The sequence below is a fragment of the Ramlibacter sp. PS3R-8 genome (genome assembly GCF_037572435.1).
Classification (GTDB): domain Bacteria; phylum Pseudomonadota; class Gammaproteobacteria; order Burkholderiales; family Burkholderiaceae_C; genus Ramlibacter.
In genome coordinates this window covers 1,192,165-1,216,787 of record NZ_JBBHGT010000001.1, presented here as the reverse complement: position 1 = coordinate 1,216,787, position 24,623 = coordinate 1,192,165, and the positions used below count along the sequence as shown (strand labels likewise).

General features: G+C 67.4%; 19 protein-coding genes. 2 read left to right on the top strand and 17 right to left on the bottom strand.

The window, feature by feature from the left end; genetic code table 11:
* Positions 1–650: 650 nt before the first annotated feature.
* The 15 genes from WG902_RS05695 to sucC all read right to left on the bottom strand — a co-directional run bounded on the left by WG902_RS05695 (position 651) and on the right by sucC (position 21,036).
* Complete coding sequence (locus tag WG902_RS05695; protein ID WP_340058985.1) at positions 651–1,844, bottom strand: glycosyltransferase; 1,194 nt, start codon at positions 1,842–1,844, stop codon at positions 651–653.
* On the bottom strand, positions 1,841–4,063 hold the full coding sequence (locus WG902_RS05690; RefSeq protein ID WP_340058984.1) for a glycosyltransferase: 2,223 nt from the start codon (positions 4,061–4,063) through the stop codon (positions 1,841–1,843). The genes WG902_RS05695 and WG902_RS05690 overlap by 4 nt, the downstream gene beginning before the upstream one ends.
* Positions 4,053–5,267: a hypothetical protein gene (locus WG902_RS05685; RefSeq protein WP_340058983.1), complete on the bottom strand. Its 1,215-nt coding sequence runs from the start codon at positions 5,265–5,267 to the stop codon at positions 4,053–4,055. The genes WG902_RS05690 and WG902_RS05685 overlap by 11 nt, the downstream gene beginning before the upstream one ends.
* A gap of 1 nt (position 5,268) precedes the next feature.
* Positions 5,269–6,111, bottom strand: coding sequence for a hypothetical protein (locus WG902_RS05680; protein ID WP_340058982.1), 843 nt, complete (start codon positions 6,109–6,111; stop codon positions 5,269–5,271).
* Positions 6,108–7,322 (bottom strand): glycosyltransferase family 2 protein, encoded by a 1,215-nt coding sequence (locus WG902_RS05675; RefSeq protein WP_340058981.1) that lies wholly within the window; start codon positions 7,320–7,322, stop codon positions 6,108–6,110. The genes WG902_RS05680 and WG902_RS05675 overlap by 4 nt, the downstream gene beginning before the upstream one ends.
* 118 nt (positions 7,323–7,440) lie before the next feature.
* The gene (locus tag WG902_RS05670) at positions 7,441–7,941 is read right to left on the bottom strand and encodes a pilin (RefSeq protein WP_340058980.1); all 501 of its coding nucleotides are present in this window, start codon (positions 7,939–7,941) and stop codon (positions 7,441–7,443) included.
* Positions 7,942–8,086: 145 nt separating this feature from the next.
* Positions 8,087–10,495 carry a GspE/PulE family protein gene (locus tag WG902_RS05665; protein WP_340058979.1) on the bottom strand — a complete coding sequence of 803 codons (2,409 nt, stop codon included), beginning with the start codon at positions 10,493–10,495 and terminating at the stop codon, positions 8,087–8,089.
* Positions 10,492–11,283 (bottom strand): 3',5'-cyclic-nucleotide phosphodiesterase, encoded by a 792-nt coding sequence (locus tag WG902_RS05660; protein WP_340058978.1) that lies wholly within the window; start codon positions 11,281–11,283, stop codon positions 10,492–10,494. The genes WG902_RS05665 and WG902_RS05660 overlap by 4 nt, the downstream gene beginning before the upstream one ends.
* Before the next feature lie 9 nt (positions 11,284–11,292).
* The gene (locus WG902_RS05655) at positions 11,293–13,542 is read right to left on the bottom strand and encodes a CHASE2 domain-containing protein (RefSeq protein WP_340058977.1); all 2,250 of its coding nucleotides are present in this window, start codon (positions 13,540–13,542) and stop codon (positions 11,293–11,295) included.
* Positions 13,543–13,554: 12 nt separating this feature from the next.
* Complete coding sequence (locus tag WG902_RS05650) at positions 13,555–14,253, bottom strand: FHA domain-containing protein (protein ID WP_340058976.1); 699 nt, start codon at positions 14,251–14,253, stop codon at positions 13,555–13,557.
* A gap of 43 nt (positions 14,254–14,296) precedes the next feature.
* On the bottom strand, positions 14,297–15,082 hold the full coding sequence (locus WG902_RS05645) for a Stp1/IreP family PP2C-type Ser/Thr phosphatase (RefSeq protein WP_340058975.1): 786 nt from the start codon (positions 15,080–15,082) through the stop codon (positions 14,297–14,299).
* A gap of 10 nt (positions 15,083–15,092) precedes the next feature.
* Positions 15,093–17,930, bottom strand: a complete 2,838-nt coding sequence (locus WG902_RS05640) for a CHASE2 domain-containing serine/threonine-protein kinase (RefSeq protein WP_340058974.1) — start codon at positions 17,928–17,930, stop codon at positions 15,093–15,095.
* Positions 17,931–18,178: 248 nt separating this feature from the next.
* Positions 18,179–18,886: a TerC family protein gene (locus WG902_RS05635; RefSeq protein WP_340058973.1), complete on the bottom strand. Its 708-nt coding sequence runs from the start codon at positions 18,884–18,886 to the stop codon at positions 18,179–18,181.
* Positions 18,887–18,967: 81 nt separating this feature from the next.
* Positions 18,968–19,861: a succinate--CoA ligase subunit alpha gene (sucD, locus tag WG902_RS05630; protein WP_340058972.1), complete on the bottom strand. Its 894-nt coding sequence runs from the start codon at positions 19,859–19,861 to the stop codon at positions 18,968–18,970.
* A 2-nt stretch (positions 19,862–19,863) separates the two neighbouring features.
* Entirely contained in the window at positions 19,864–21,036 is a 1,173-nt protein-coding gene (gene sucC / locus WG902_RS05625) for an ADP-forming succinate--CoA ligase subunit beta (protein ID WP_340058971.1), read from the bottom strand.
* A 170-nt stretch (positions 21,037–21,206) separates the two neighbouring features.
* Between sucC and argC the strand changes: the two genes are divergently transcribed.
* Positions 21,207–22,127, top strand: a complete 921-nt coding sequence (gene argC / locus WG902_RS05620) for an N-acetyl-gamma-glutamyl-phosphate reductase (RefSeq protein ID WP_340058970.1) — start codon at positions 21,207–21,209, stop codon at positions 22,125–22,127.
* Positions 22,128–22,167: 40 nt separating this feature from the next.
* On the opposite strand, the gene recX is transcribed toward argC, so the two are convergent.
* Together recX and recA are read right to left on the bottom strand one after the other, a co-directional pair.
* Entirely contained in the window at positions 22,168–22,620 is a 453-nt protein-coding gene (gene recX, locus WG902_RS05615) for a recombination regulator RecX (protein ID WP_340058969.1), read from the bottom strand.
* A 92-nt stretch (positions 22,621–22,712) separates the two neighbouring features.
* On the bottom strand, positions 22,713–23,771 hold the full coding sequence (gene recA / locus WG902_RS05610; protein WP_340058968.1) for a recombinase RecA: 1,059 nt from the start codon (positions 23,769–23,771) through the stop codon (positions 22,713–22,715).
* Positions 23,772–23,915: 144 nt separating this feature from the next.
* Here recA and WG902_RS05605 point away from each other — a divergent pair, with 144 nt between their 5' ends.
* Positions 23,916–24,392: a MarR family winged helix-turn-helix transcriptional regulator gene (locus WG902_RS05605; RefSeq protein WP_340058967.1), complete on the top strand. Its 477-nt coding sequence runs from the start codon at positions 23,916–23,918 to the stop codon at positions 24,390–24,392.
* The last annotated feature ends 231 nt before the right edge of the window (positions 24,393–24,623 follow it).

Here is a 24,623-nt window from a genome sequence, read left to right as displayed (position 1 = left end):
GCCCGACAGGAACTGCAGCTTGTCGTTCTCCGAGCGATGGCGGTCCGCGCCGAGGCGCAGCACCAGCCGCCGGCTGATGACGACCAGCAGGCTGGCCACAGCGCACAGCGTCGCCAGCATCCCGCTGACGAACAGCGGCTGGGTCGTCACCAGGAAAATCACCAGCGCCGTCATCAGCGTGGCCTCGGCCAGCAGCGTCAGCGCCGGCACCAGCACGTTGAAGGCGAAGTGGTACATGCCGCCCGTGAGCAGGTTGATCTTCTCGCTGCCCTCGCCCCGGCTCGCCTCCTCGTAGTCCTGGCCCAGCATGGACTCGAGCGTCTTCGTGCTCAGGTGCACCTGCACGCCGAAGGCGAGGCGGGCCTCCAGCCATGCGAGCAACCACATGAGCGCGTTCTTGCCGACGTAGACGATGCCGCAGGCCACCGTGACGCTGCGCAGGTCGGCGCTGCCCAGCCAGGAATGAATTCCGCCCAGGGCCAGCCAGGTCACCGCGAGGTCGCCCTGCGTCAGCCGCAGCAGCACGGCACCGAACAGGGCCAGGCCCACCACTTCCAGCACGGACGCGGCCAGGTTCCCGAGGGTGAGCGCCACCGCCCCCGCGCGGTGCAGCGGGGCGAGGTACGACCAGAGTTGCAGATACTTCCTGATCATGGTGCGGACGCTCCGAGGCAGCGACTCAGCGCCGTGACATGGCTGCCGTGCCAGCGCTTCGCGTCTTCGCGCGCCGCCAGGCCAAGGGTGCGGCGCAGGATGGGGTCGGTCGCAAGGCGCACGACCGCCGCCGCGAATTCTTCGGCGGCATCGTCGTCCACGACACACACCCCGGCGCGCAGCGTCGCAGGCAGCCCGCGCGCGCCGGTGGTCGTCGTGACGCTGGGGACTCCGGCCCCCATGGCGTCCAGGAGCTTGATGTTGATCCCCGTGCCGGCACGCATCGGATTGATGGAAAGCGGCACGCGTGCATACACTGCCCGCGCGTCGTCGACCCAGCCCAGCCGGGTCACATTGGGCAGGTCGCCGGCCGCTGCACAGATGGAGCCGGCGAGCTTGAGGTCGAAACGCGGGATGTCGCGCACGATGCGCGGCAGGATGTGCGAGGCCAGGGCCTGCAGCGCATCGCGATTGGCGGGATTGTCGGAGGCAAGGAACACAGCCGTATTGTCGACTGCGTAGTCCACTTGCGCCTCGCCGCCGGCAAGGAGATGGCCGACGACCGCCACTTCCGGGTCCTTGCCGCGACGGTCGCCCGCCAGCTGCGCGCGAAAGCGGTCGGCCTCCTCCTGCTGGATCGCGAGCACCACGTGGGCGCGGCGAAAGCCGGTGTTTTCGTCCTGCGGACGCAGCGACACCCAGTAATCGCGGATGCCACGCGCCACGTACGACCTGTGGCGGTCGGCGAAGGCGTCGTGGGTGTCGAGCACGCGGCGCGCCGTCGCCGGAAAGGCATCGAACGCCCACGAGTCCAGCACATATTCCACGACCACCGCATCGGGGCGCAGCTGCAGCGCGCGCAGCGCGGCGAGGAAGCCGCGGTCGCGAAAGCGGTCCAGCCGCGAGTAGTGGGCCGCATCCACCCCGAGCAGCCGCAGCGCCCACTTGACGCCCCCGACGAGGACGTCGCGCGCCCACTTGGCGCGCCAGTGCTTCCTGGGAATCCGCACGAACGCGTCGAACGCGGCTTCGTGCGCGGCATCGTCGCAGGCCTCCCAGGGCGACTCCAGGTAGACGAAGGTGAGTTCGTGCCCCAGCTCGCGGACGGCCGCTGCCAGCTGCCGGATGCGGCTGCGGTTGCCCGCGCTGGTCGGGAATGCCGGAAAGCTGGAGACCAGGACCACCTTCATGGCAGCGCCGCCGCAGGCTGGGGCTCGGCGCGATGCTCGACGCCCATGCCGAGCCGCAGCGCCTGTTGCATGGCAGCCAGCGAGAAGCGCCCTTGCATGTACGCCTGCTGCGCGCGGGCTGCGCGCTGCCAGGCGCCGTCGTCGCGCAGCAGTTCGATCAGCGCATTCGCCAGCACGGCATCCTCGGCCGACACGCAGGCGATCGCATCCAGGCCTTCCAGCCCTTGCGCGCCGACCGGCGTGGTCACCAGCGGCAGCCCGTGATGCAGCGCTTCGATGACCTTTCCCTTCATGCCGGCGCCCATGCGCAGCGGAACGATCGCCACACGTGCCTGGCGATAGCACGCCAGCAGCTGCGCGTCCGTCACGAAACCGGTGACCTCCACGTCCGGACCGGCCAGCCGCAGCACCTCCTCGGAGGGATTCGACCCGACCAGCCAAAGCCGCGTGGGCGCCCCGGATGCGGCGCGCACCAGCGGCATGATCGCGTGCACCAGCCACTTCGCCGCATCCACGTTGGGGGCCCGGTCGAAGCCCGCGACGAACAGGATGCCGTCCCGGCCGGCCGGCTGTGGCGGCGGCGCCGGCGTGTCGAAGTAGTACAGCGGCAGGGTGAAGGCAGGCACGCCGGGGACCTGCGCGCGCACGAAGTCCGTTTCGACCGACGACGGGTAATACACCGCGTCCACCTCGCGCCAGATCGACCGCTCCAGCTTCTTCATCGATTCCGCCTCGCGCCGCGCCGTGAGCGAGCCGGTGAGCGCGTGCTCCGTGGCCAGGCGCGCGGAGTGCAGGTCGTGGCCGTAGAACAGCACCCGCGCGTCGCTGGCGCGGCGCAGTTCCGGCAGGAATGCGGTCACCACCGCCGGCCGGCTCAGGAGCACATGATCGAGCTGGTCGCGATTGGCGGCGAGCCAGCGCGGGAAATCCCGCCTGCAGCCATCTTCGCCCAGCAGCACCTCGATGCCGGCTTGCTGCAGCCAGTCGGTGTAGACGGGGTCGTGGGCCTGGTCCTCGGGCCAGAACTTCACCACCAGCCCCATCGACTTCAACGCCAGCAGGATGCACCACATGGAGCGCGAGCCGGCATCCTGGTCCGGCTGCGGGATGTGGTGGTCCACCACCAGGACCATCCGCCGCCCGGCCCCACGGTCATAAGCACGCTCGGGATCCCAGAAGGGTTCCGGCTGCTGGCTGCCCAGCAAGTGGTGCCAGCGCTCGTGGAACTTCGCCCGGTTGCTCACGTGGTAGGCCTTGATGCCGGAGGTCACCTCCTTGCCATTGGAAATGCCTTCATGGTGCACCACCAGCGACAGCGGCTGGTACAGCACGCGCTTGCCCGCGGCGCGCACGCGGAAGGCCAGGTCGGTGTCTTCCCAGTACGCCGGCGCAAACGCCTCGTCGAAGCCGTGCAGGGTGGTGAACAGGCCGGCTGCGATCAGGAGCGACGCGCCGGAGCAGTAATCGACTTCCCGCACGTAGTTGAACGCGCTGCGGCGCGGTGACGCGAGCCGGCCGAAATTGTCGGAGCCGCCATCGCGCCAGATGATGCCGCCCGCTTCCTGCAGGCGGCCATCGGGAAAGACGAGCATGGAGCCCACCATACCGCAGTCCGGTTCGGTGGCGAACAGCCGCAGCATCGCGTCGAGCCAGCCCGGCGTGACTTCGGTGTCGTTGTTTAGGAAGTGCAGGTACTCGCCGCGCGCCTGCCGCGCGGCGGCGTTGCACGAGCGCAGGAAACCCAGGTTCCGGTCATGCACCAGCAGGCGCAGGCCACTGATTTCGCGCAGGCGCAGGATCTGCGGGTCCCCGGATGCGTCCTCCGCGACGATCACCTCGATCGGCGCGGCCGGCATGCAGCGGTGGATGGAGCGCAGGCAGGCCAGGGTGTGATGGATGTTGCCGTACGCAGGAATGATGATCGACACCACCGGTTGGGCGACGGCGGGAAAGCGGATCTCCTGCAGCAAGGCGCCAATCTCGTGGTCCTCCACCGGCGTCACGACGACGGCGATGCGGCGGCCCGTGTTCGCCCGGTTCCACAGTTCGTAGCTGCGGTCGCCCCGGAAGATCCAGCCGGTGACGCCGTACAGGCCGTGCGCGATGCGGTTTTTCCAGGGCAGCGGCAGCGGCGTGAAGACATAGCAGGCGTGGGCGGCCTTGCGCAGCCAGGCACGCGCACCGCCGGACGGGTCGGGGGAAAGCGCTTTAGAAGCCACGGTTCCACGGCAGCCCCGAACGGCCCCGGATGTTGTCGCAATCGATGCGCGAGCGGCCCGCCACCACGTCCGGCGCCAGGCCGACGCGCTCGGCGTTGAGCGCGCGGTGGTACTTGTAGTACACCTCGCCGGTGTCATACACATAGGCCTTCATCTCGGCCCGGTGGTAGCTGCGCATCTCGCCCGAGCGGATCGCCAGGCTGGCGCCGTCCCCGCCGGCCGGGAAGAAACGGGGGCACTGCAACTCCAGCGCCTTGAACACGTCGTCGTGACGCCGGCCGCGGGATCCTTCGGCCGGCACGCCGGGCGCCACGCGAACCAGCTCGCACAACCAGAAGCCGGAGCGGGCCCGCTGCTCCTCGGTCTTCTCGCCCAGTCCCATCTGGGCCAAGGTGCGGGAGGCCAGGAAGCGACAGGACTGCGGCTGCGCAAACGCCAGCCGGTACGGCGCCAGCTGGCCTTCCATCGCCTTGGCCACGTCGGCGTTCGGCAGGCGATCCGCCGTGAGCGAGCCCGCGACCACCGGCGCCAGCAGCACGATGCGCCCTTTTTCCGCGCTGGCCAGGAAAGCCGCGGTGCGGCTGGCATCGTGCGCGCCGCTGTCCGGTGGCGGTGCGTTGTGCAGGCTGATCCACCGGGATTGCGGATGCAGCTTGGGGGCGATCGCGGAATAGCTGATGGCGGACAGCGTCACGTAGGTTGCCGGTGCCGCATTCACCTCCGTTCCGAGATCCACGTGGACGTAAGGCGGCTCGGCCCAGGCGGCAAGCTCCCACGCGCGCAGCGGTGCGCTTTGCTGCACGGCGAATGCCTGCAGCAGCACCATGCCGGCGACGATCGCCAGGCGCATGGCCTTGGTCACCGGCAACAGGCAGGCGAGCCCGACGCAGACGGGGCCCACCATGAGCAGTCCCACCAGGAAGTAGCGCCCATTGCCCGTGGTGGCGAGCCAGGGCACGAAGGCCAGGGCCAGCGCCGCCAGCAGCACCAGCACCGCGCGTGGACGCGGGCTTGCCGGCCCACCGGCGGCGTCCCCCTGCTTGCGACGCAACAGCAGGATGGCCAGCACTGCGACCGACAGCGCGAGCGCGAACACGAAGCGGAAGTCCGGCGCCATGATTTCGACGTAGACGTTGGCGTCCGCCGCCGCCATCGCGATCGGCCGCAAGACCATCTCCGCCCACGTGTCGGGTTGGAATCGCATGTCAGCGCGCCCACCACACCCAGGTGCGCAGCAGCGAGAACCAGGGATGATCGAACGGGTAGACCGGGTTTCCGTAGTACTGCCAGAGCAACGATCCCCAGTGCCCGTACGCCAGCAGGAAGGCCCCGATGGCAGCCAGGCCGCCGAGCGCCGCGCCCTGGATCCGGCCACGCCAGTGCGACGCGCATTGAAGCCAGAGCAAGGGCAGAAGGATCGCGAAGGGTCCGTTGCTCAGTTTGAGGGCCACGGCCAGACCGGCGCTCACGCCCGAGAGCAGCACGTAGCGCCGTGCGCTCACCGGCGACAGGGTGGCGCCACGCGCGATAGGCTCCATGGCCAAGGCCAACGCCCACACCATGGGGACGGCCGCCAGCAAGTCGTTGATGCTCGCGCCGAAAGCCGACAGCACGAGACCGGAAAGGAAGGCGAGCATCACCGCCAGCGCGCGCATCGTGAAGTCGTACACCGAAGGTCCGGGCACACAGGCGCGCGCCAGCATCCAGACCGGCCACACCGCGGTGGCTTGCAGCGAAGCGAGCATCACGCCTGCCGCGCGGCCCGACCAGCCATCGAGCGCCATGCGATACAGCGGCCAGTTGACGTACGGGGCCTGGAACGACTGGTACCCGGCGCCGAGGAAGTCCCGGTCGAAGCGATGCTGCTGCGCCGTCCATCCGAGGTAGATGTGGTGATTGAGCGCGTCCCAGCTGAGCCCCAGCGCTGCGTTGGACAGCGGGATCAGGAGCAGCAGCCCCCAGGCCACGACACACACCAGCGCACCTTCCCACCGCAGCAGCGCTGCCGGGAGGCTTCGCTCCAGCGGCGTCGGTCCGGCCGCGTTCACGCCGGCGATTTCCGCTCGGACGACGCCCAGCTGTAATTCAGGGCACCGGCGAACAGCGAACCCGCCGCGACCTGCGCGCCCAGGATCATCAGCGTGACCGCGGGAATGGCGATGCGCATCGTCTGGGTTGGATCGAGCGCCCCGAAGCCCGCGCTTCCCCAGTCCCACGTCAGCCAGGCCGACCAGGACAGCCCCACGCCCACGAGCAGCATGCCGGCGAGCAAACCGTTTTCCAGCTTCAGGTAGGGCGACAACCCGTCCAGCCAGCGCTGCGGCGGCACGACCCCCGAGACGATGCCCACCCACTTGGTGAGCAACGCCAGTTGAACCATCTGGGCGCCCAGCACGGTCGCTGCCGCCATGTAGAGAAGCGAGTGGATGCCCAGTTGCATCCGGCCGGCCTCGGCCCCGCTGGCCGCGAAGCCCGCCAGCCCCAGCGCCACCAGCGCAAGGCCCGGATAGAGGAACAGCCAGCGCGGGCAGAACAGCAGCAGGAAACGCAGGTGCCGCCAGCCGTCGCGCCAGGTGCGCAAGTGCGGCGGCCGGTCGCGGCCGTCCAGGCGCAGCGCCGTCGGCACCTCCTCGATGCGCAATCCCGCGAGCGCCGCCTTGGCCACCATTTCACTGGCGAATTCCATGCCCGGCGAGATCAGGCCGAGGCCCTGCATGGCGTCGCGGGAGAAGCCGCGCATGCCGCAATGGAAGTCGCCGATGCGCGCGCGGAAGAACAGGCGGCCGACGAAACTGAGCACCGGGTTGCCCAGGTAGCGGTGCAGCGGCGGCATGGCGCCGGGAGCGATGCCGCCTTCGAAGCGGTTGCCCATGACCAGGTCGGCGCCAGCGTGCAGCTTGTCGACGAAGGCGTGCAGGGCGGAAAAATCGTAGCTGTCGTCGGCGTCGCCCATGATCACGTAGCGACCGCGGGCGGCGGCAATGCCGGCCTGCAATGCCGCGCCGTAGCCACGGCGCGCAACGTGGAGCACGCGGGCGCCGGCATGGCGGGCGAGCTCCTGCGAACCATCGGTGGAGCCGTTGTCCGCCACCAGGACTTCGCCGGTCATGCCCGCTTCCCGCAGGAAGCGGCGCGCGGCGGCGACGCAGGCGCCCACCGTCCGTGCCTCGTTCAGGCAGGGCATCAGCACCGTCAGCTCGATCGCGGGGACCGGCTCGACGGCGGCGTCGGCAAACACTTCAGCGGCAGGAGCGAACATGGCTCTCAAGGTACAAGAAGCGTCCCGGGGACGCAAAGAAAACGAGCGGCCCGAAGGCCGCCCGTTGCACAGACTCGTCAAACCCCCGGGGCGAGCCCCGGGAAGCTTGCCGGCCTGATTAGCCGCGGCAGGAGCCGGGCAGGAACTTCAGGGCAACGGTCGTGCCCGTGCCGCCGCAGGTCCACTTCTTGACGGTGGACGAAGGCGTGGGGGCGCCCGTACCGGCGACTTCAGCCCACGGGATCAGCGTCACGATACCGCCGGTGCCGCCGTTGTCCAGGTTGGGGATGTTCTGGCTGGTCACGCGGATGACACCCTTGTGCGGGGTATCGATGGTGTCGACGCGAGCCACATACTGGGAAGAACCCAGAGCGGCGGTCTGCTCACAGCCCCAGGCGCCGGCAGCCGGCAGGTCCGAGTTGGCAGTGCCCGAAGACGACTGGATCACTTCCGTGATCGAGGTACGGCAGCTGGAAGCAGCCAGGATCACCTCGGACATCTTGGCGCGCTTGGTGTAGTCCTGGTACGCGGGCAGAGCCACGGCAGCCAGGATACCGATGATCGCGACCACGATCATCAGTTCGATCAGGGTGAAACCCTTTTGCAGTTGACGCTTCATGAAAACCTCCGGTTGTTGATGAGAGAAGCGGAGGAGTTAGCGCAAGGGCTGTGCCAGCGAGTTTCCGTGATGCAAATCACGCTTTTGAGGCGTTGCCTGGCTCAACACCGACAGGAACGTCAGACACGGCTGACGAATCGTGTCACTAACGGATACAGACCGACCTAACCTGCTTCAAGTCGGTCAGGCCCATCATGATCTTCTCCATGCCGTCCATCTTCAGCGTGCGCATGCCGCTGGCGACCGCCGACACGAACAGGGTCGCGACCCGGGCGCGCTCCTGGATCAGGCGCTTGATTTCGTCGTCGGCCACCAGCAGTTCGTGCAGGCCGACCCGGCCCTTGTAGCCGGTCTTGTTGCACTTGTCGCAGCCGACGGCGCGGTACAGCTTCACCTGGCCGTCCGTTCCGTAGTCCTCGACCCAGCTCTCGTACAGCTTCTGTGCTTCCCCTCCGGGGTCCGCCACCCAGGCCTCGGTCTGCTTGAGATCCAGCGCGTATTCGTCGATGAACGAGCGCAGTTCCTGGTGCGTGGGCGTGTACGCCTCCTTGCAGCCGCACAGGCGCTTGGCCAGGCGCTGCGCCAGGATGCCGAGCAGGGCGTCAGCGAAGTTGAACGGGTCCATGCCCATGTCCAGCAGGCGGGTGATGGACTCGGGCGCGGAGTTGGTGTGCAGCGTGGAGAACACCAGGTGGCCGGTGAGCGAGGCTTCCACGCCCATGGATACCGTTTCCTTGTCGCGCGACTCGCCCACCATGATGATGTCCGGGTCGGCGCGCAGGAAGGCGCGCATCACCAGCGCGAAGTCGATGCCGGCCTTCTTGTTCACCTGGACCTGGCGCAGCCCGCGCTGCGTGATTTCGACGGGGTCCTCCGCCGTCCAGATCTTGGTCTCCGGCGTGTTCAGGAATTTCAGGATCGAGTGCAGGGTGGTCGTCTTGCCCGAGCCGGTCGGGCCGCAGACGTAGAACAGGCCGTACGGCTTGCTGACCGTCTTCTCGAGGTTCGCGCGGTTGTGTTTCGTCAGGCCCAGCTTCTCCATCGGGATCGGCTCGCCGGCGGCCAGGATCCGCATCACCACGTCTTCCACCGCGCCCGCGGACGGAATGGTGGCCACGCGCAGCTCGATGTCGAGCGGCCCGTACTTCTTGAACTTGATCTTGCCGTCCTGCGGCTTGCGGCGCTCGGAGATGTCCAGGTCGCACATGATCTTCAGCCGCGTGACCATCGCCTGGCGGAAATGCGCGGGCACCTCCACGTACGGGATGAGCGTGCCGTCGATGCGAAAGCGGATGCCGGTCTTGAGCTTGCCGGGCATCGGCTCGATGTGGATGTCCGACGCTTTCTGGTTGTACGCGTCGATGATGATCTTGTTGACGAACTTCACCAGCTCGTTGTCGGCGGCCGCGGACTCGAGCGAGTTGTCGTCGCTGCCGTCGTCCTCCATCGGGCCGCTCAGGTCGGCCAGCATGTCCTCGACCGAGTGACCGGCGTCCGCGCCCCACAACTGCGCCACCGTTTCCTCGAACTCGGTCTGCGTCGTGACGCGCCAGGAGAACTTGCTCGCGCGCGGGAAGATCTGCGGCACCATGCGCGCGCTGCGCACCGCCTCCGGGTCCGTGCACATCACGACCAGGCCTTCCGGCCCCTCCTCCAGCGGGATCCAGCCCTGCTCGGTGACGAACTCGCGCTTGAGCGCGCCCTGCAGCATTTCCACGCGGATGCGGCCGGGGTTGAAAGGCTCGTACGGAGCGCCGAAGAACTTGGACAGCGAGGGGCCGATCTGCGCCGGGCGGATCGAGAAGTCGGCCATCAGGACCTGTTCGACCGGCGTGGCGCGCTCGCGCGCCTTGAGCACGGCCTTCTGCAGCTCCTCCTGCGTCAGCACGCCGTCGGCGATGAGGCCGTCGTACTTGGTGGCCTTGCGCCGCACGCCCTCCTCGGCGCGCTGCATGCGCTGGCGGATGGCATGCGCCAGGGTCTTGCAAAGCTGGCCCGCGCCTTCCATTTCGAGCTCGCCGAACGGCTGGTCGCTCTTGTTGTTGATGACCTGCAGCACGCCATGCAGCACGTCGCCATCGAGGATGGGCACCACCAGCATCTGCTTGGTGCGGTAGCCGGAGCGCTTGTCGACCTCCTTCAGGAAGGTCAGGCTGGTGTGGATGCGCTTGAGCGCGTCGTCGTCATAGACGTCGGCGATGTTGACCAGTTCGCGCGCCATGGCGACGTAGCCCGCAATGCTCTGCGGGCTGATCGGCAATTTCAGGTCGCGGCTGGTGTTCAGGCCGGTCTTGACCTTGGAGATGATCGCGCTGCGGTCCTCGTTGACCGCGTACAGCGTCAGGCGGTCGGCGTTGAACAGCTTGCAGATGTCCTGCGACGCCTCGAGCATGATCTCGTCGATGTTCTCGGTGGCGTGGATGCGGGTGGTCACCGCCTGCAGCTGGCGGAAGAACAGCGCCTCGAAGGAGATGCCGCGCTTTTCGGGCGGCAGCTGCTGCGAGCTGAGGAACTCCTGCTCGCTGTCCCGCGCGGGCTTCAATACTGCGCTCATAACTCAAACTCCTGGCCCGCTCGCAGCCAGCGGATGTCATGCACGACGTTGGGCCCGAACGGCTGCGTCTGGTCGAAGCGCTGGATCTCCGTCATGATCAGCTCGGTCTCCGCCGGCTTGGTGTGCGTGATGAAGATCGGGAAGTGCTTGCTCTTGTCGATGCAGTCCAGCTCCTCGGCCAGGGCCAGCGGCGACAGGTGCAGGCTGCGCTTGGCGAGGTCCTGCTCGCGATTGCTGAAGGCGGTTTCGATGATGAGGGCCGCCACGTCCATCTGGTTCAGGCGGCGCCAGAACGCGGGGTTGCGCTCGGTGTCGCCGGTGAAGACCCAGCAGCCCCGCCCGGAAGCCACGGCATAGCCGCAGGCCGGCACCGTGTGGACGGCCGGGAGCACCTCGATGGACTTCCCATTGAGCTCCAGCGTCTGCCCCACCTGGATTTCGTGGAAGCTGACGAAGGGCGCCTGCGGCGACGGGATGCGGCTGAAGTCGGGCCAGATCACGTTGTTGAAGATGTGCGTCTTGAGCGCGGCGATCGTGCCGGGCAGCGCCGACACGCGGATGGGCTCGGTGATGTGCGAGGCGACCGCGTCCACCATCAGCGGCAGGGCGGCCACGTGATCGAGATGGGAATGCGTGAGGAGCACGTGGCGGATGCCGCGCATTTCCTCCAGGGTCAGGTCGCCCACGCCCGTGCCGGCGTCGACGAGGACGTCGCCGTCGATCAGGAAGGAGGTGGTCCTGCAGTCCTTCGCGATCGCGCCGGAACAACCCAGCACCCGCACCTTCATTGGCGCCTCTTATTTCGTCTCGAAATTGGTCGCGCCGTCCCAGGAGGGGTCGAAAGGCAGCAACCTCATCGAGGCTACACGTTCGGAGTACAGCTCGTAAAGGTATTTTTGCGCACCCAGGCGCTGCAGGTTCAGCATCTGCAGGTCGCACTGGTCCCAGTCCTGGGTCCGGTACGCCTTGAGGAAGGCGCCCCAGATGCGCAGTTCGTCGGCGACGTTCTTGTCCACCGCGCCGGCGACGGCGACCGGGTAGAAGATGCCGACCGCCTGTTCCTTGCCCTTCACCCGCACCCGGTCCAGTTCCTGCCAGGTGAAATCGGGCGCCAGCTTGCGGGTGCTTTCGCTCACCACGATGTCCACCCCGTACGCCTTGGACAGGCCCTCGAGGCGGGAGCCGAGGTTCACCGCGTCGCCGATCACGGTGTAGCTGCGGCGGATGTCCGACCCCATGTCGCCCACGCACATGGTCCCGGTGTTCAGGCCGACGCCCACGCCGATCTCCAGCATCTCCTTGGCCCGGTGCTCCGCGTTGATCTGGCGCACCGCCAGCGACATCTCGATGGCGGCCTTCACCGCCAGTTCGGCGTGCTTCGGGGTTTCCACCGGCGCGCCCCAGAAGGCCATGACGCAGTCGCCCATGTACTTGTCGATGGTGCCCCGGTTCGCGCGGATGATGTCCGTCAGGCGGCTGAAGACGGCGTTCAGCAGCTCCTGCAGCTGCGTCGGCTCCATCCGCTCGGACATCTTGGTGAAGCCGCGCATGTCGCAGAACATGACGGTCAGCTCCTTGTTCGTCGCCTTCATGCTGTAGCTGTCCGGGTCCTTCACCATCTCGTCCACCAGCTCCGGCGGGACGTAGGTGCCGAACAGGTTGGCCAGCTCGCGCTTGCTGCGGCTTTCGACGAAGTAGCCGTAACTCATGTTCAGCGCGAAGGCGGTGCCCACCATCGCGAGCGCTGCCGCCATCGGCAAGGCCAGCATGTGCGCCATGTACAGGTAGAAGTTCAGCGCGAAGATGGCGGCGCCGACCAGCACGCTCAGGAGCACGGCGCGTGTCGCGGAGATCAAGGGCAGCGCGAACGCGAGCAGCAGCCCCGCGAGGACCAGGATCACCAGGTCGTAGCCGAGCGCGTAGTCCGGCTTCACCGGGATCTTGTTGTCCAGAAGGCCGGAGATCAGGTTGGCGTGCGTTTCCACCCCCGGATAGGTTTCGCCGACCGGCGTGACACGCAGGTCCTGCAGCCCCGGCGCCGTGGTGCCGACCAGGATGATCTTGCCCTTGAGGCTCTCGGCGGGCAGCTTCTTGCCGATCAGATCGGCCGCCGAGACGTACTTGTACGAGCTGGCCGCGGGACCGCCGCCGCCGCGGAACGGCACCAGCGTGATCACGCCTTCGGCCACCGGCACCGCGCGCGAGCGCTCCCCCAGCTTCAGGCGGATGTGGTCGAGCCCCTGGTAATGGCGTGGCAGGTACGACTCGGTCGGAAATCCCGGCTCCACCGCCGGCGAGCCCACCAGCATCCGGAACATCGCCAGCGCCAGCGACTCGTAGTACTGGCCCTTGTGTTCGGCCACCAGCGGCACCGCGCGCACCACGCCGTCGCCGTCCACCATCGGGTTGAAGAAACCAGCCACGGGCGCCGCCCGGGCCAGCAGCTCGATGTTGGAGCCGAAGCCGTTCCAGCTGGTGAACTTGATGGGCCGCCCGTGCATCGCCTCCTGGCCCATCACCGGCCGGGGCAGCGCCCCGGAAGTGCGGCCCTCGCGGTCGCTGGTGAAGTAGTAGCCCAGGACGATCGGCCGGTCCTTCAGCGCCTTGGCGAACGCGGCGTCGTAATCGAGCGAGGACTGCAACTGCGCGATGCGCTCGGCGAAGCCCGGCTGGTCCTTCAGCTCGCCCTGGGCCAGCTGGCGCAGGCGCTTGAGGCCCGAGCTTTCGTCGGCCTCGGCGAACACCACGTCGAAGCCCAGGATCTCGATCTTCTGGCGGTCGAACAGTTCGTCGACCATCTCCGCCAGCCGGTTGCGGCCCCATGGCCAGCGGCCGATCTCCGCCAGGCTCTTCTCGTCGATGTCCACGATGACGATGCGATCGTCCAGCGTGCGCGGCATGGTCGCCCGCAGCCGCGCGTCGTAGATGATGTCGTCCAGGCGCTGCAGCACCCCGATGTTCAGGACCCCGATGGCGTGCATCAGGGCGAAGGCCAGGGGGACCAGCGTGATCGCTATGCGCGACCAGTGCCGCGCGAGCAGGCCCATGGGCGGCGGGCGTTAGCCGCCGGCCTGCAGGAACTGCATCTGGGTGCCGGCGAGCTCCAGCATGTCGCCGTTCTTCAGGGTCACCGGTTCCGGCCCGATCGCCGACCCGTTGAGGGTGGGCTTGTTGGTGCCTTCGACGTGCGCGACCACGAAGCCGTGCGAGCGCTTGGTGATGGCAGCCACGGCGACGCCGGGCTTGCCGATGGTGGTGACCACCTTGACCAGCGGAACCTCGCGCCCGGCGGCGGCGCCGGACAGCACCTTGATGCTGGCGTTCTGGCCCGAGCCGGCCTCGGCGCCGGCGGACGCCGCTGCCGGCGCCGCGGCGGTGGCCGCGCCCGCGGGTGCGGGAGCCGGCTTGGCCGGCATCGGCGGGATCATCCCCGCCTTCATGATCATGGTCTTCTCGAACGTGGCGCCCGGCACCTCGTTGATGAACTTGATCTTGTACTTTCCGATTTCTACCGTATCGTTGTTTTGCAACAACTGTTTCTTCACGGCCTTCCCATTCACATAGGTGCCGTTGGTGGAATTCAGGTCCTCGAGAAAGACCTCATTGCCGGTCAATTGCAGTACGGCGTGCTCGCCGGAGACCGCGAGGTTGTCGATCACGATGTCGTTGTACGGACGGCGGCCCAGCGTGGTCCGATCCTTCGTCAACTGCACTTCCTTGATGACGACACCGTCGATCGACACGATCATCTTCGGCATGGTCGACTCCTGTTCCTCAATGCAAATTTGCAATCTTCACGCTTCATTGCCCAAGCCAGCGCGAGATCAGTCCCCGTTTCCTCGAGCCGCTGCTGGCCTGCGCCAGCAGCACTGAAATGTTGTCCCTTCCGCCGTTCGCGTTCGCAGCGTCGACCAGCTGCACCGACTTTTGCTCCAGCGGAAACTCGCCCGCCATGATGCGGGCGATTGCCTCATCGTCCAGCATATCCGACAGTCCGTCGGAACACATCAGATAAAGATCGCCCGGTTCGACCTTGTGCTCGTTGACTTCCAGCAGCACGGCGTCTTCGACCCCCAGCGCGCGGGTGACCAGGTTCTTGTTGGTGGACGTGGCCGCCTGCTCCGGCGTGATCAGCCCGGCGTCCATCTGCTCCTGCAGCAGCGAGTGGTCCTTGGTGATCTGCTCCAGCACCGCCCCGCGCAGCCGGTAGCAGCGGGAGTCCCCGATGTGCCCCAGCATCAGGCGGCCGTCCTGGAACACGCCCACGACCAGCGTGGTGCCCATTCCGCTGTACTGCGGGTTGGAGTTGGCGGCGTTGAAGATGGAGCGGTTCGCGTTGTCGACGCAGATCTCCATGGCGCGGCGCACTTCGCGGGCGTTCGCGTGCCGGCCGGCCTGCGCCAGCCAGCGTCCGAGCTCTGACTTGATGAAGGTGGTCGCCATTCCGCTGGCCACCTCGCCGGCGTTGTAGCCCCCCATGCCGTCCGCCAGGATGCCCAGGCGGGTCGGCTCATCGACAGTGACGGAATCCTCGTTGTTTTCCCGCGCAAGGCCTGGATCCGTGCGGGTGCAAAACTCGTAGTTCATAGTTCGCGGGTCAAGGCTCCTGGCCGGCGTTCGGTTCGCCGGCGCGGGGGGGAACAGGAGCCCCCGGGTTGTTCATCACGGACGTTTTCTCGAAGTGCGGCGCTTGCGCGGGCACCTGTTTCTGGGCCGCATCATAGCCGGGCATCCCGGCAGCCGGCACGGTTGCCGCAAAAGCGTTGCCCGCAGGCACCGTCGCTTCGAAGAACGCGCCGGGCCCCGGGCCCGCGGCTGCGGGTGCATCGGCGCGGAACGCCACCGTCTGGTCGTCGCCGGCGCCGGTTGGCGTGGCGAACGAGGCCGACGTCGCCGGTGCGGCAGCGGCCAGGGCGGCCTCCCCGGACAGCGAAGCGAGCACGGCACGCAGGTCGCGCGCAAACGCATCGCCGTCCTGGTAACGCGCATCCGGCTTCTTGGCCAGCGACAGGGCGATCACTTGCGCCAACCGCTCCGGCAGGTCGGGACGCGCCACGCGGAAGTCGGGCGCCTCCTCGTTGGCGATCTTGTACATCAGCTCCGCCATCGACTCGCCGCGGAACGGCAGCACGCCGGTGAGCATCTGGTACAGCATCACGCCCAGCGAATACAGGTCGGAGCGGCCATCGACCTTCTTGCCGGCGATCTGCTCGGGCGACATGAAGCTGGGGGTGCCCAGCACCAGGCCGGTCTTGGTCTTGCTGGAGTCGGTGATGCGGGCGATGCCGAAGTCGGTGACCTTGACCGTGTCCGACGCCAGCTCGTACATGATGTTGGCCGGCTTGATGTCGCGGTGCACGACGTTCTGCCGGTGGGCATAGGCCAGCGCCTCCGCCACGCGCGCCACGATCGACAACACTTTGGGCACGGGCAGCAGGTTGCCGTCCTTGCACTGGTCCACCAGGTCGCGCCCCTTGAGGAATTCCATGGCGATGTAGGCGAGGTCGTGCTCCTCGCCGGCATCGAAGATGGTCACGATGTTCTGGTGCTGCAGGCGGCCGGCCGTCTCGGCCTCGCGGAAGAAGCGCTCGCGCGCGTCGGTCAGCTCGTCGCCCTCGAACTCCTGCGACAGCGCCATCGTCTTGATCGCCACCACGCGGCCGATCTTCGGGTCCTTGCCGAGGTACACGACACCCATGGCGCCCTTGCCCAGTTCCTTCTCGACCTGGTAGCGGCCCAGCATCGGCTTTTCCACCGCGCCGCCATCGAGCAGCAGGGTGCCGCCGGGGTGCGAGCCGCCGCCGCCGAGGATGACGGTCTCGGACAGGTTCTTGGCGCGATTGAGCTTGGACTCCAGGTCCTTGTACTTGCGGTTGAAGGCCGACATGTGCTCGTACACCGCCTGCGCCTTGTTGAACTGGCGCTTGCGCTCGAAGTCCAGCGCCAGGTTGTACATGTTGGCCATGAGTTCGTCGCTCACCGGCACGCGCTGGAAGCGGTCGAAGGCGGCATCGAGCTGGCCCTGCCCCTGCAACGCCAGTCCCATCATGCGGTTGGTCTCGGCCGATTCCTCGTCCGACTTCAGCTTGCCCGCCTCGGTCACCAGGAAGCGCTTGGTGGTCAGCGCGATGTGCCCGATCAGCAGCAGCGTCGCCGGGTACACCAGCTGCACCCAGGTGGACGCGCCGGCCAGCAAGCCGAATTCGGCGCCGACCAGCAGCAGGAACGCCAGGGCGGTGATGGCGCCCGCCATGCCGGCCGACAGCCGCGGCAACAACGCGATCAGGTATCCCGCCACCAACAGCAGCGCGCCGAACGACGCCCAGGCGGCCCAGGCCGGCTGCACGATGAAGTGTTCGCCGAGGATGCTGGAGGTGATGTGCGCGATCATCTCCACCGGCGTGATCGCCGGCGAGCCCGGCACCGGCGACTGCACGCCGACGCCGGCGGCCGTGGCGCCGATCAGCACGATCTTGTCGCTGTACTTCGACACCGGGATCTTCCCGGACAGCACGTCGTAGAAGGAATCGACCGGGAACGGCTGCTTGCCGTTGTGCGCCTTGTAGAACTGCGGCAGCACGCGCGCGGCCTCGTCGGTCTTCACGCGCAGCTTGCCGATCTGCACCGACTCGCCGATGTTCAGCTTGATGTCGCCGGGCGTGAGGTTCAGGCTCTTGGCCGCGGCGAGCAAGGCCATCGAGGGCACCGCCTTGCCGTAGTAGTTGACCAGCATCGGCTCGGAGCGCACCGCGCCGTCGACGTCATTGAGCTGGTTCAGGTGGCCGATGCCCGCGGCCGCATTGCCGATCACCTCGATCGGCTGCTGCGTGCTGATGCTGGGCGTGGAGAACGCGTTGTTCTCGTCGATGGCGCTCTTCAGCGCTGCGGCGGTCAGCGGCTTGTCGGCCTTGCCCTGCGGCTCGCCCAGCACGAAGTACGACGGCACCAGCACGTTGCCGGCGCGCTGCATGCTGGCGGCCAGCTTGGCGTCGGTGTCCAGCGCCAGCTCCGCCTCCGCGATCAGCCGGCCGGCCTCCTGGGCGCCGGCATTGTCGCCCGACTGCGCCAGCGCCTGCTTGATCTTGCGGATGTGCGTCAGGCCCCGGTCGGTCTGCGGCTCGAAGAAGAAGGCCGTATGGACGATGGTCTTGGCCTTGGCCGCCGCCAGCTTGTCGATCAGGTCGGCATGCACGTCGCGCGGCCACGGCCAGCGGCCGATGTTGCCGATGCTCTGGTCGTCGATCGCGATGATCGCGATGCGCTCGGAGGGCTGGCGCGAGGTGCTGGTGCTGGCGAAGTCGTAGTAGCGCCGCTCCAGGGTGCCGATGAAGTCGGTGGCCTGGTGCAGGATGATGACGGCGACGACGACGAGCACACCCACGAACCAGTCGGTGCGCCAGAACTTCCTGCGCGATGCAGATGACGATGCGCTCACTTCGTGCCCCTTCCCGGCGTGCTGAAGGCCTGTGGAAAACCACAGCCAACCGTTCCCAAAGCCGCCAGACTGCAGCGCAGGACACCCCGCGTTGACGGTATCAGACGGCCCAGCCAGCAACAAGCGACTTTGTCACGGAGGGTACTACGTTTCGTTGCAAATTCACGAAGTAGCGACACACAAGCGCCGAGAAAAAGCCGGGCTGGCCCCGGCTTTTTCGACCCTGCGGCGCGCGCCGGTGCCCGCGCTCAGTGCCTCTCGGCGACTTCCTTGCGGCGGATGCCGAGCTTGCCGATGGCCAGCACCAGCAATGCCCCGGCGACGGCTGCCCCGTGCGCCCACAGCTTCGAGTCGGGCAGGTAGGGCTGGAGGCCCGGGTCGGTGTACATCATCTGGCCGGCGATGTAGCCAAGCAGCATGGCGCCCAGCGTGATGATGATGGGGAAGCGGTCCATCAGCTTGAGCACGATCTGGCTGCCGGCCACGATGATCGGGATGCTCACCAGCAGGCCGAAGATCACCAGCGGCAGCTGGTGCTGGCCGGCGCTCTCGGCGGCGCCGGCGATCGCCAGCACGTTGTCCACGCTCATGACGAGGTCCGCGACGATCACCGTCTTCACGGCGCCCCACAGCTTGTCGCTGGTCTGGATGTTGCCGTGGCCCTCTTCCTCCTGCGGCACCATCAGCTTCACGCCGATCCAGATCAACAGCAGGCCGCCGACCAGCTTCAGGTAGGGAATCGACAGCAACGCCAGGGCAAAGGCGATCAGGATCACCCGCAGCACGATCGCGCCGACGGTGCCGTAGATGATTCCCAGCTTGCGCTGCTTGGGCGGCAAGCCGCGGCACGCCAGCGCGATGACCACTGCGTTGTCACCGCCCAGCAGGATGTCGATGACGATGATCTGGCCGACGGCAACCCAGAACGCAGGAGTCAGGAATGCAAGGAAATCCATGCTCGTCTCTTGTTATTGATGCGAAAGAGCCGATTGTCAGTCAGACAATCGGCTCTGGGGGGCGAGGGACGGGCGGCCGACTTACAGCAGAGCTTTGAGCAGCTTGGCCATCTCCGAGGGATTGCGCGTCACCTTGAACCCGCACTCCTCCATGACGGCGAGCTTGGCGTCCGCGGTGTCGGCGCCGCCGGAAATCAGGGCGCCGGCGTGCCCCATGCGCTTGCCGGGAGGCGCGGTGACGCCGGCGATGAACCCGACGATCGGCTTCTTCATGTGGTCCTTGCACCAGCGCGCGGCGTCCGCCTCGTCGGGGCCGCCGATCTCGCCGATCATGATCACCGCATCGGTCTCCGGGTCGTCGTTGAAGGCCTTCATCACGTCGATGTGCTTCAGGCCGTTGATCGGGTCGCCGCCGATGCCGACCGCGCTGGACTGGCCCAGGCCGATCTCGGTGAGCTGCGCCACGGCTTCATAGGTGAGCGTGCCGGAGCGGGACACCACGCCGATGCGGCCCTTGCGGTGGATGTGGCCGGGCATGATGCCGATCTTGATCTCGTCCGGCGTGATCAGGCCGGGGCAGTTGGGGCCGAGCAGCAGTGTCTTCTTGCCGCCCTTGGCTTCCTTCTGCTTCATCCGGTTGCGCACCTCCAGCATGTCCCGCACCGGGATGCCTTCGGTGATGCAGATGGCCAGGTCGAGGTCGGCTTCCACCGCTTCCCAGATCGCCGCCGCGGCGCCGGCCGGCGGCACGTAGATCACGGAAACGGTCGCGCCGGTTTCCTTCGCCGCTTCCTTCACGGAGCCGAAGATCGGGATGTTGAAGATCTTCTCGCCGGCCTTCTTCGGGTTCACGCCGGCGACGAAGCAGTTCTTGCCGTTGGCGTATTCCTGGCACTTCTCGGTGTGGAACTGGCCGGTCTTGCCCGTGATGCCCTGGGTGATGACCTTGGTGTTCTTGTTGATGTAAATCGACATTCTCAGCTCCCTGCCTTCTTCACAGCTGCAACGACCTTCTGCGCAGCATCCGCCATCGTGTCCGCGCTGATGATCGGCAGGCCCGACTCCGCCAGCATCTTCTTGCCCAGCTCCTCGTTGGTGCCCTTCATGCGCACGACCAGCGGGACCTGCAGGTTCACGGCCTTGCAGGCGGTGATGACGCCGGTGGCGATGGTGTCGCACTTCATGATGCCGCCGAAGATGTTGACCAGGATGGCCTTGACCTTCTTGTTCTTCAGCATGATCTTGAAGGCCTCGGTCACCTTCTCCGGGGTGGCGCCGCCGCCCACGTCGAGGAAGTTGGCCGGCTCGGCGCCGAACAGCTTGATGGTGTCCATGGTCGCCATGGCCAGGCCGGCGCCGTTGACGAGGCAGCCGATGTTGCCGTCCAGCGAGATGTAGGCGAGGTCGAACTTCGACGCCTCGACCTCCGCCGGATCCTCTTCGTCCAGGTCACGCAGCGCCACGATCTCGGGGTGGCGGAACAGCGCGTTGCTGTCGAAGTTGAACTTGGAGTCCAGGGCAATGATGTTGCCCTTGCCGTCGCGGTTCAGCGGGTTGATCTCCAGCAGCGCCGCGTCGGTGTCCATGTAGCACTTGTAGAGCTTCTTGAACACGTCGACCGCCTGCGCCGTGGACGTGGCCGGGATGCCGATCCTGTCGGCAATCTCCTTGCCTTGCGCGTCCGTCACGCCGGCCAGCGGATCGACGAACACGGTGACGATCTTCTCCGGGGTGTCGTGCGCCACTTTCTCGATGTCCATGCCGCCTTCGCTGGAAGCGATGAAGGCGACGTTCTGCGTGGCGCGGTCGGTGACGATGGAGACGTAGTACTCCTGCTGGATGTCGGCGCCGTCCTCGATGTAGAGGCGGCGGACCTTCTGGCCTTCGGGGCCGGTCTGCACCGTCTTGAGCTGCATGCCCAGGATCTCGCCGGCCAGGCGCTTGACGTCGTCCACCGACTTGGCCACCTTCACGCCGCCGCCCTTGCCGCGGCCGCCCGCGTGGATCTGGGCCTTGACCACCCAGACCGGGCCGCCGAGCTTCTGGGCCGCTTCCACGGCCTCCTGCACGGTGAAGGCCGGGATGCCGCGCGGCACCGGCACGCCGAAGTTGCGCAAGATCTCCTTGCCTTGGTACTCGTGGATCTTCATGAGGTGTCTCTTGGGGGGGAACGGTCTTTGGGGGGTGACCCTGCAGCGGGGCGGGCGCGGCGCAGCGGCCATTCTGCACGGTGCGGTCGGCAACTGTATCATGGTGCAATGCACCAATTCGCTGCATTGGCTTAGAGTCACCCCAGGCAATTCCCAGAGGAAAACAAGCGATGGCCAAGGTCTTCATCGACGGCGAAGCCGGCACCACCGGATTGCAGATCCGCGAGCGGCTCGAAAAGATGCCGCAGGTCGAGCTGGTGAGCATCGCGCCGGACAGGCGCAAGGACGCCGGCGCCAAGCGCGAGCTGATGGCGGGCGTGGACCTGGTGATCCTGTGCCTGCACGACGACGCGGCGCGCGAATCGGCGGCGATGGTCGACGAGATCGGCCGCGGCGGCGGCAGGAAGCCGCGGATCATCGACGCCTCCAGCGCGCACCGCACGGCCGAAGGCTGGGTGTACGGATTTCCCGAGCTGGCGCCGGCCCAGCGCGATGCGATCGCCCGGGCCGAGCGGGTGACCAACCCCGGCTGCTATCCCACCGGCGCCATCGCGCTGGTGCGTCCGCTGGTGGATGCGGGCGTGCTGCCCACCGACTACCCCGTGGTGCTGCCCTCGGTCAGCGGCTATTCGGGCGGCGGCCGCTCCATGATCGAAGCCTACGAGTCCGGCCAGGCGCCGGCGTACGAACTCTATGGGCTGGGGCTGAAGCACAAGCACCTGCCCGAGATCGTGAAGTACACGGGCCTGGTGCGCCGTCCGATCTTCGTGCCCTCGATCGGCAACTTCCGCCAGGGCATGCTGGTGCAGTTGCCGCTGCACCTGAACACGTTGCCCGGCAAGCCCACGGCGAGCGATCTCGACAACGTGCTGCGCCGCCACTACGAAGGCAGCGAGTGGGTGACCGTGGAGAAGCCGGGTGAGGACGGCAAGCTGGAGCCGCAGGCGCTGAACGACACCAACAAGATGGAGCTGCGCGTGTTCCATAACATGGAGTACGCGCACGCCGTGCTGGTGGCGCGGCTGGACAACCTGGGCAAGGGCGCCAGCGGCGCCGCGGTGCAGAACCTCAAGCTGATGCTGGGGCTGTAGCCCCGGCGAAACTGGTGCTGCAGCCCCGGCGGGCCGCAGCTCAGTCCTCGATGTCGTCGGACTGCAGCACCCGCCGGATCACATCGCCGCCAAAGCCGCGGGCCGCCAGGAAGCGCGCCTGCTTGCCGCGCTGCGCCGCGTCCTGCGGCAGCTCGCCGAATTTCTTGCGCCAGACGGCGCGGGCCCGCTCCACCTCGGACGCCTTGAGGCTGGCCACGGCCAGCGCGACACGTTCGGCATCGAGCCCCTTGGCCTGCAGTTCCTGCCGCACGCGCCCGGCGCCCAGCCGCGGCGCGCGCCGGTTCAGCACCGACTCGACGACCCGCTGTTCGTCGATGAACCCGCGCGCCTGCAGTTCGTCCAGCGCCGTCTTCAGCTGGCCCGGCTCCTGCTCGTGCTGCGCCAGCTTGCGCTCGAGCTCGCGGCGGGAGTGCTCGCGGCCGGCGAGCAGCTTCAGCGCGCGGCCCTTGAGCGACAGCTGGCCGAAGGCCATGTCAGCCTCCGCCGAGCCGCCTCAAGGAGGCTGAAGCCCCCTCGGGGGGCAGCGACCCACACGCAGTGGGGGAGCGTGGGGGCCACATTTCTTTATTCGGCGGCGGTGACGTCGGCGGGGAGCAGCGGGATTTCGAGGCTCTCGCGCACCTTGTTCTCGATCTCGCGTCCGAGCTCGCGGTTCTCGCGCAGGAATTCGCGCGCGTTGTCCCGGCCCTGGCCGATCTTCTCGCCCTTGTAGGCGTACCAGGCGCCCGACTTCTCCAGCACGCCGGCGCCCACGCCCATGTCGATGATCTCGCCCTCGCGGCTGATGCCCTCGCCGAACAGGATGTCGAACTCCGCCGTCTTGAACGGGGGCGCCACCTTGTTCTTGACCACCTTGACCTTGGTCTCGTTGCCGATGGCCTCTTCGCCCTTCTTGATGGTGCCGGTGCGGCGGATGTCCAGGCGCACGGAGGCGTAGAACTTCAGCGCGTTGCCGCCGGTCGTGGTTTCGGGGCTGCCGAACATCACGCCGATCTTCATGCGGATCTGGTTGATGAAGATGACCATGCAGTTGGTGCGCTTGATGCTGGCGGTGAGCTTGCGCAGCGCCTGGCTCATCAGGCGGGCCTGCAGGCCGGGCAGCGAGTCGCCCATCTCGCCTTCGATTTCGGCCTTGGGCACCAGGGCCGCCACCGAGTCGATCACGATCAGGTCGACCGCGCCGGAGCGCACCAGGCTGTCGACGATTTCGAGCGCCTGCTCGCCGGTGTCCGGCTGGGAGATCAGCAGGTCCGACACGTTCACGCCGAGCTTCTGGGCGTACTGGATGTCCAGCGCGTGTTCGGCGTCGACGAAGGCGCACTGGCCGTTCTGGCGCTGCATCTCGGCGATGACCTGCAGCGTCAGCGTGGTCTTGCCCGACGATTCCGGGCCGTAGATCTCGACCACGCGGCCGCGCGGCAGGCCGCCGACGCCCAGCGCGATGTCGAGGCCCAGCGACCCGGTGGAGACCACCTGGATGTCCTCGATCTTCTCGCCTTCGCCCAGCCGCATGATCGTGCCCTTGCCGAACTGCTTCTCGATCTGGGCCAGCGCCGCCTGCAGCGCCTTGGATTTCTCGCTGTCCGCGGGTGCGATCCGGGTTCCCTTGACTTGTGCGTCCATGGTGGGTTTCTCCTTTGCCATCAATGATTTAGGTTGGGAGCACCCACTGGTTCGACGAACAGGCTGGATGCATGCCCAGTAATGTAACGGCCGAGGTCGCATCCGGACAACCGATTTTTTGGTCAGTTTGCCTTACGATGCGGCATGGCCACACATGACGACGGCTGGCGCCTCATCCACCTGGGCCGGCTCCTGGGCCACGCGATGCGCCGCTTCGACGAGCGCGTGCTGCACCTCATGGCGCACAACATCGACGTGCCGCTGGCGCTGTCGAACCTGGCCGCCCGCGCGCAGATCAGTGCAGCGCACATCCACATCACCCGCCACCTCGATTTGCAGGGCACCCGGCTGACCGAGCTGGCGCTGAAGGCGGGGATGACCAAGCAGGCCATGGGCGACCTGGTGGACCAGTGCGAGGCCTGGGGCCTGGTCACGCGCGAGCCGGATGCGCGCGATGCGCGCGCCCGCGTCGTGCAGTTCACGCCGACGGGCCTGTTGTGGCTGCAGGCCTTCAAGGACGCCGTGGCGCAGGCGGAGCGGGAGTTCCGCGTGGAAGTGGGGCCCGACGTGGCGACGGTGGTGAAGATCGGGCTGGAGGCCTATGCGGGCGGCCATCCGTGATGGCGGGGTCGCTTTGCGAACCCGCCCTACGGGGAGACGGGGCCCGTAGGCCGGGTTCGCGCAGCGACCCCGGCGTACTCGTGTGTCCGCGACGCACGCCGTAGGCCGGGTTCGCGCAGCGACCCCGGCATGCCCGTGTGTCCGCGACGCACACCGTAGGCCGGGTTCGCGCAGCGACCCCGGCGTGCCCGTGTGTCCGCGCCGCACGCCGTAGGCCGGGTTCGCGCAGCG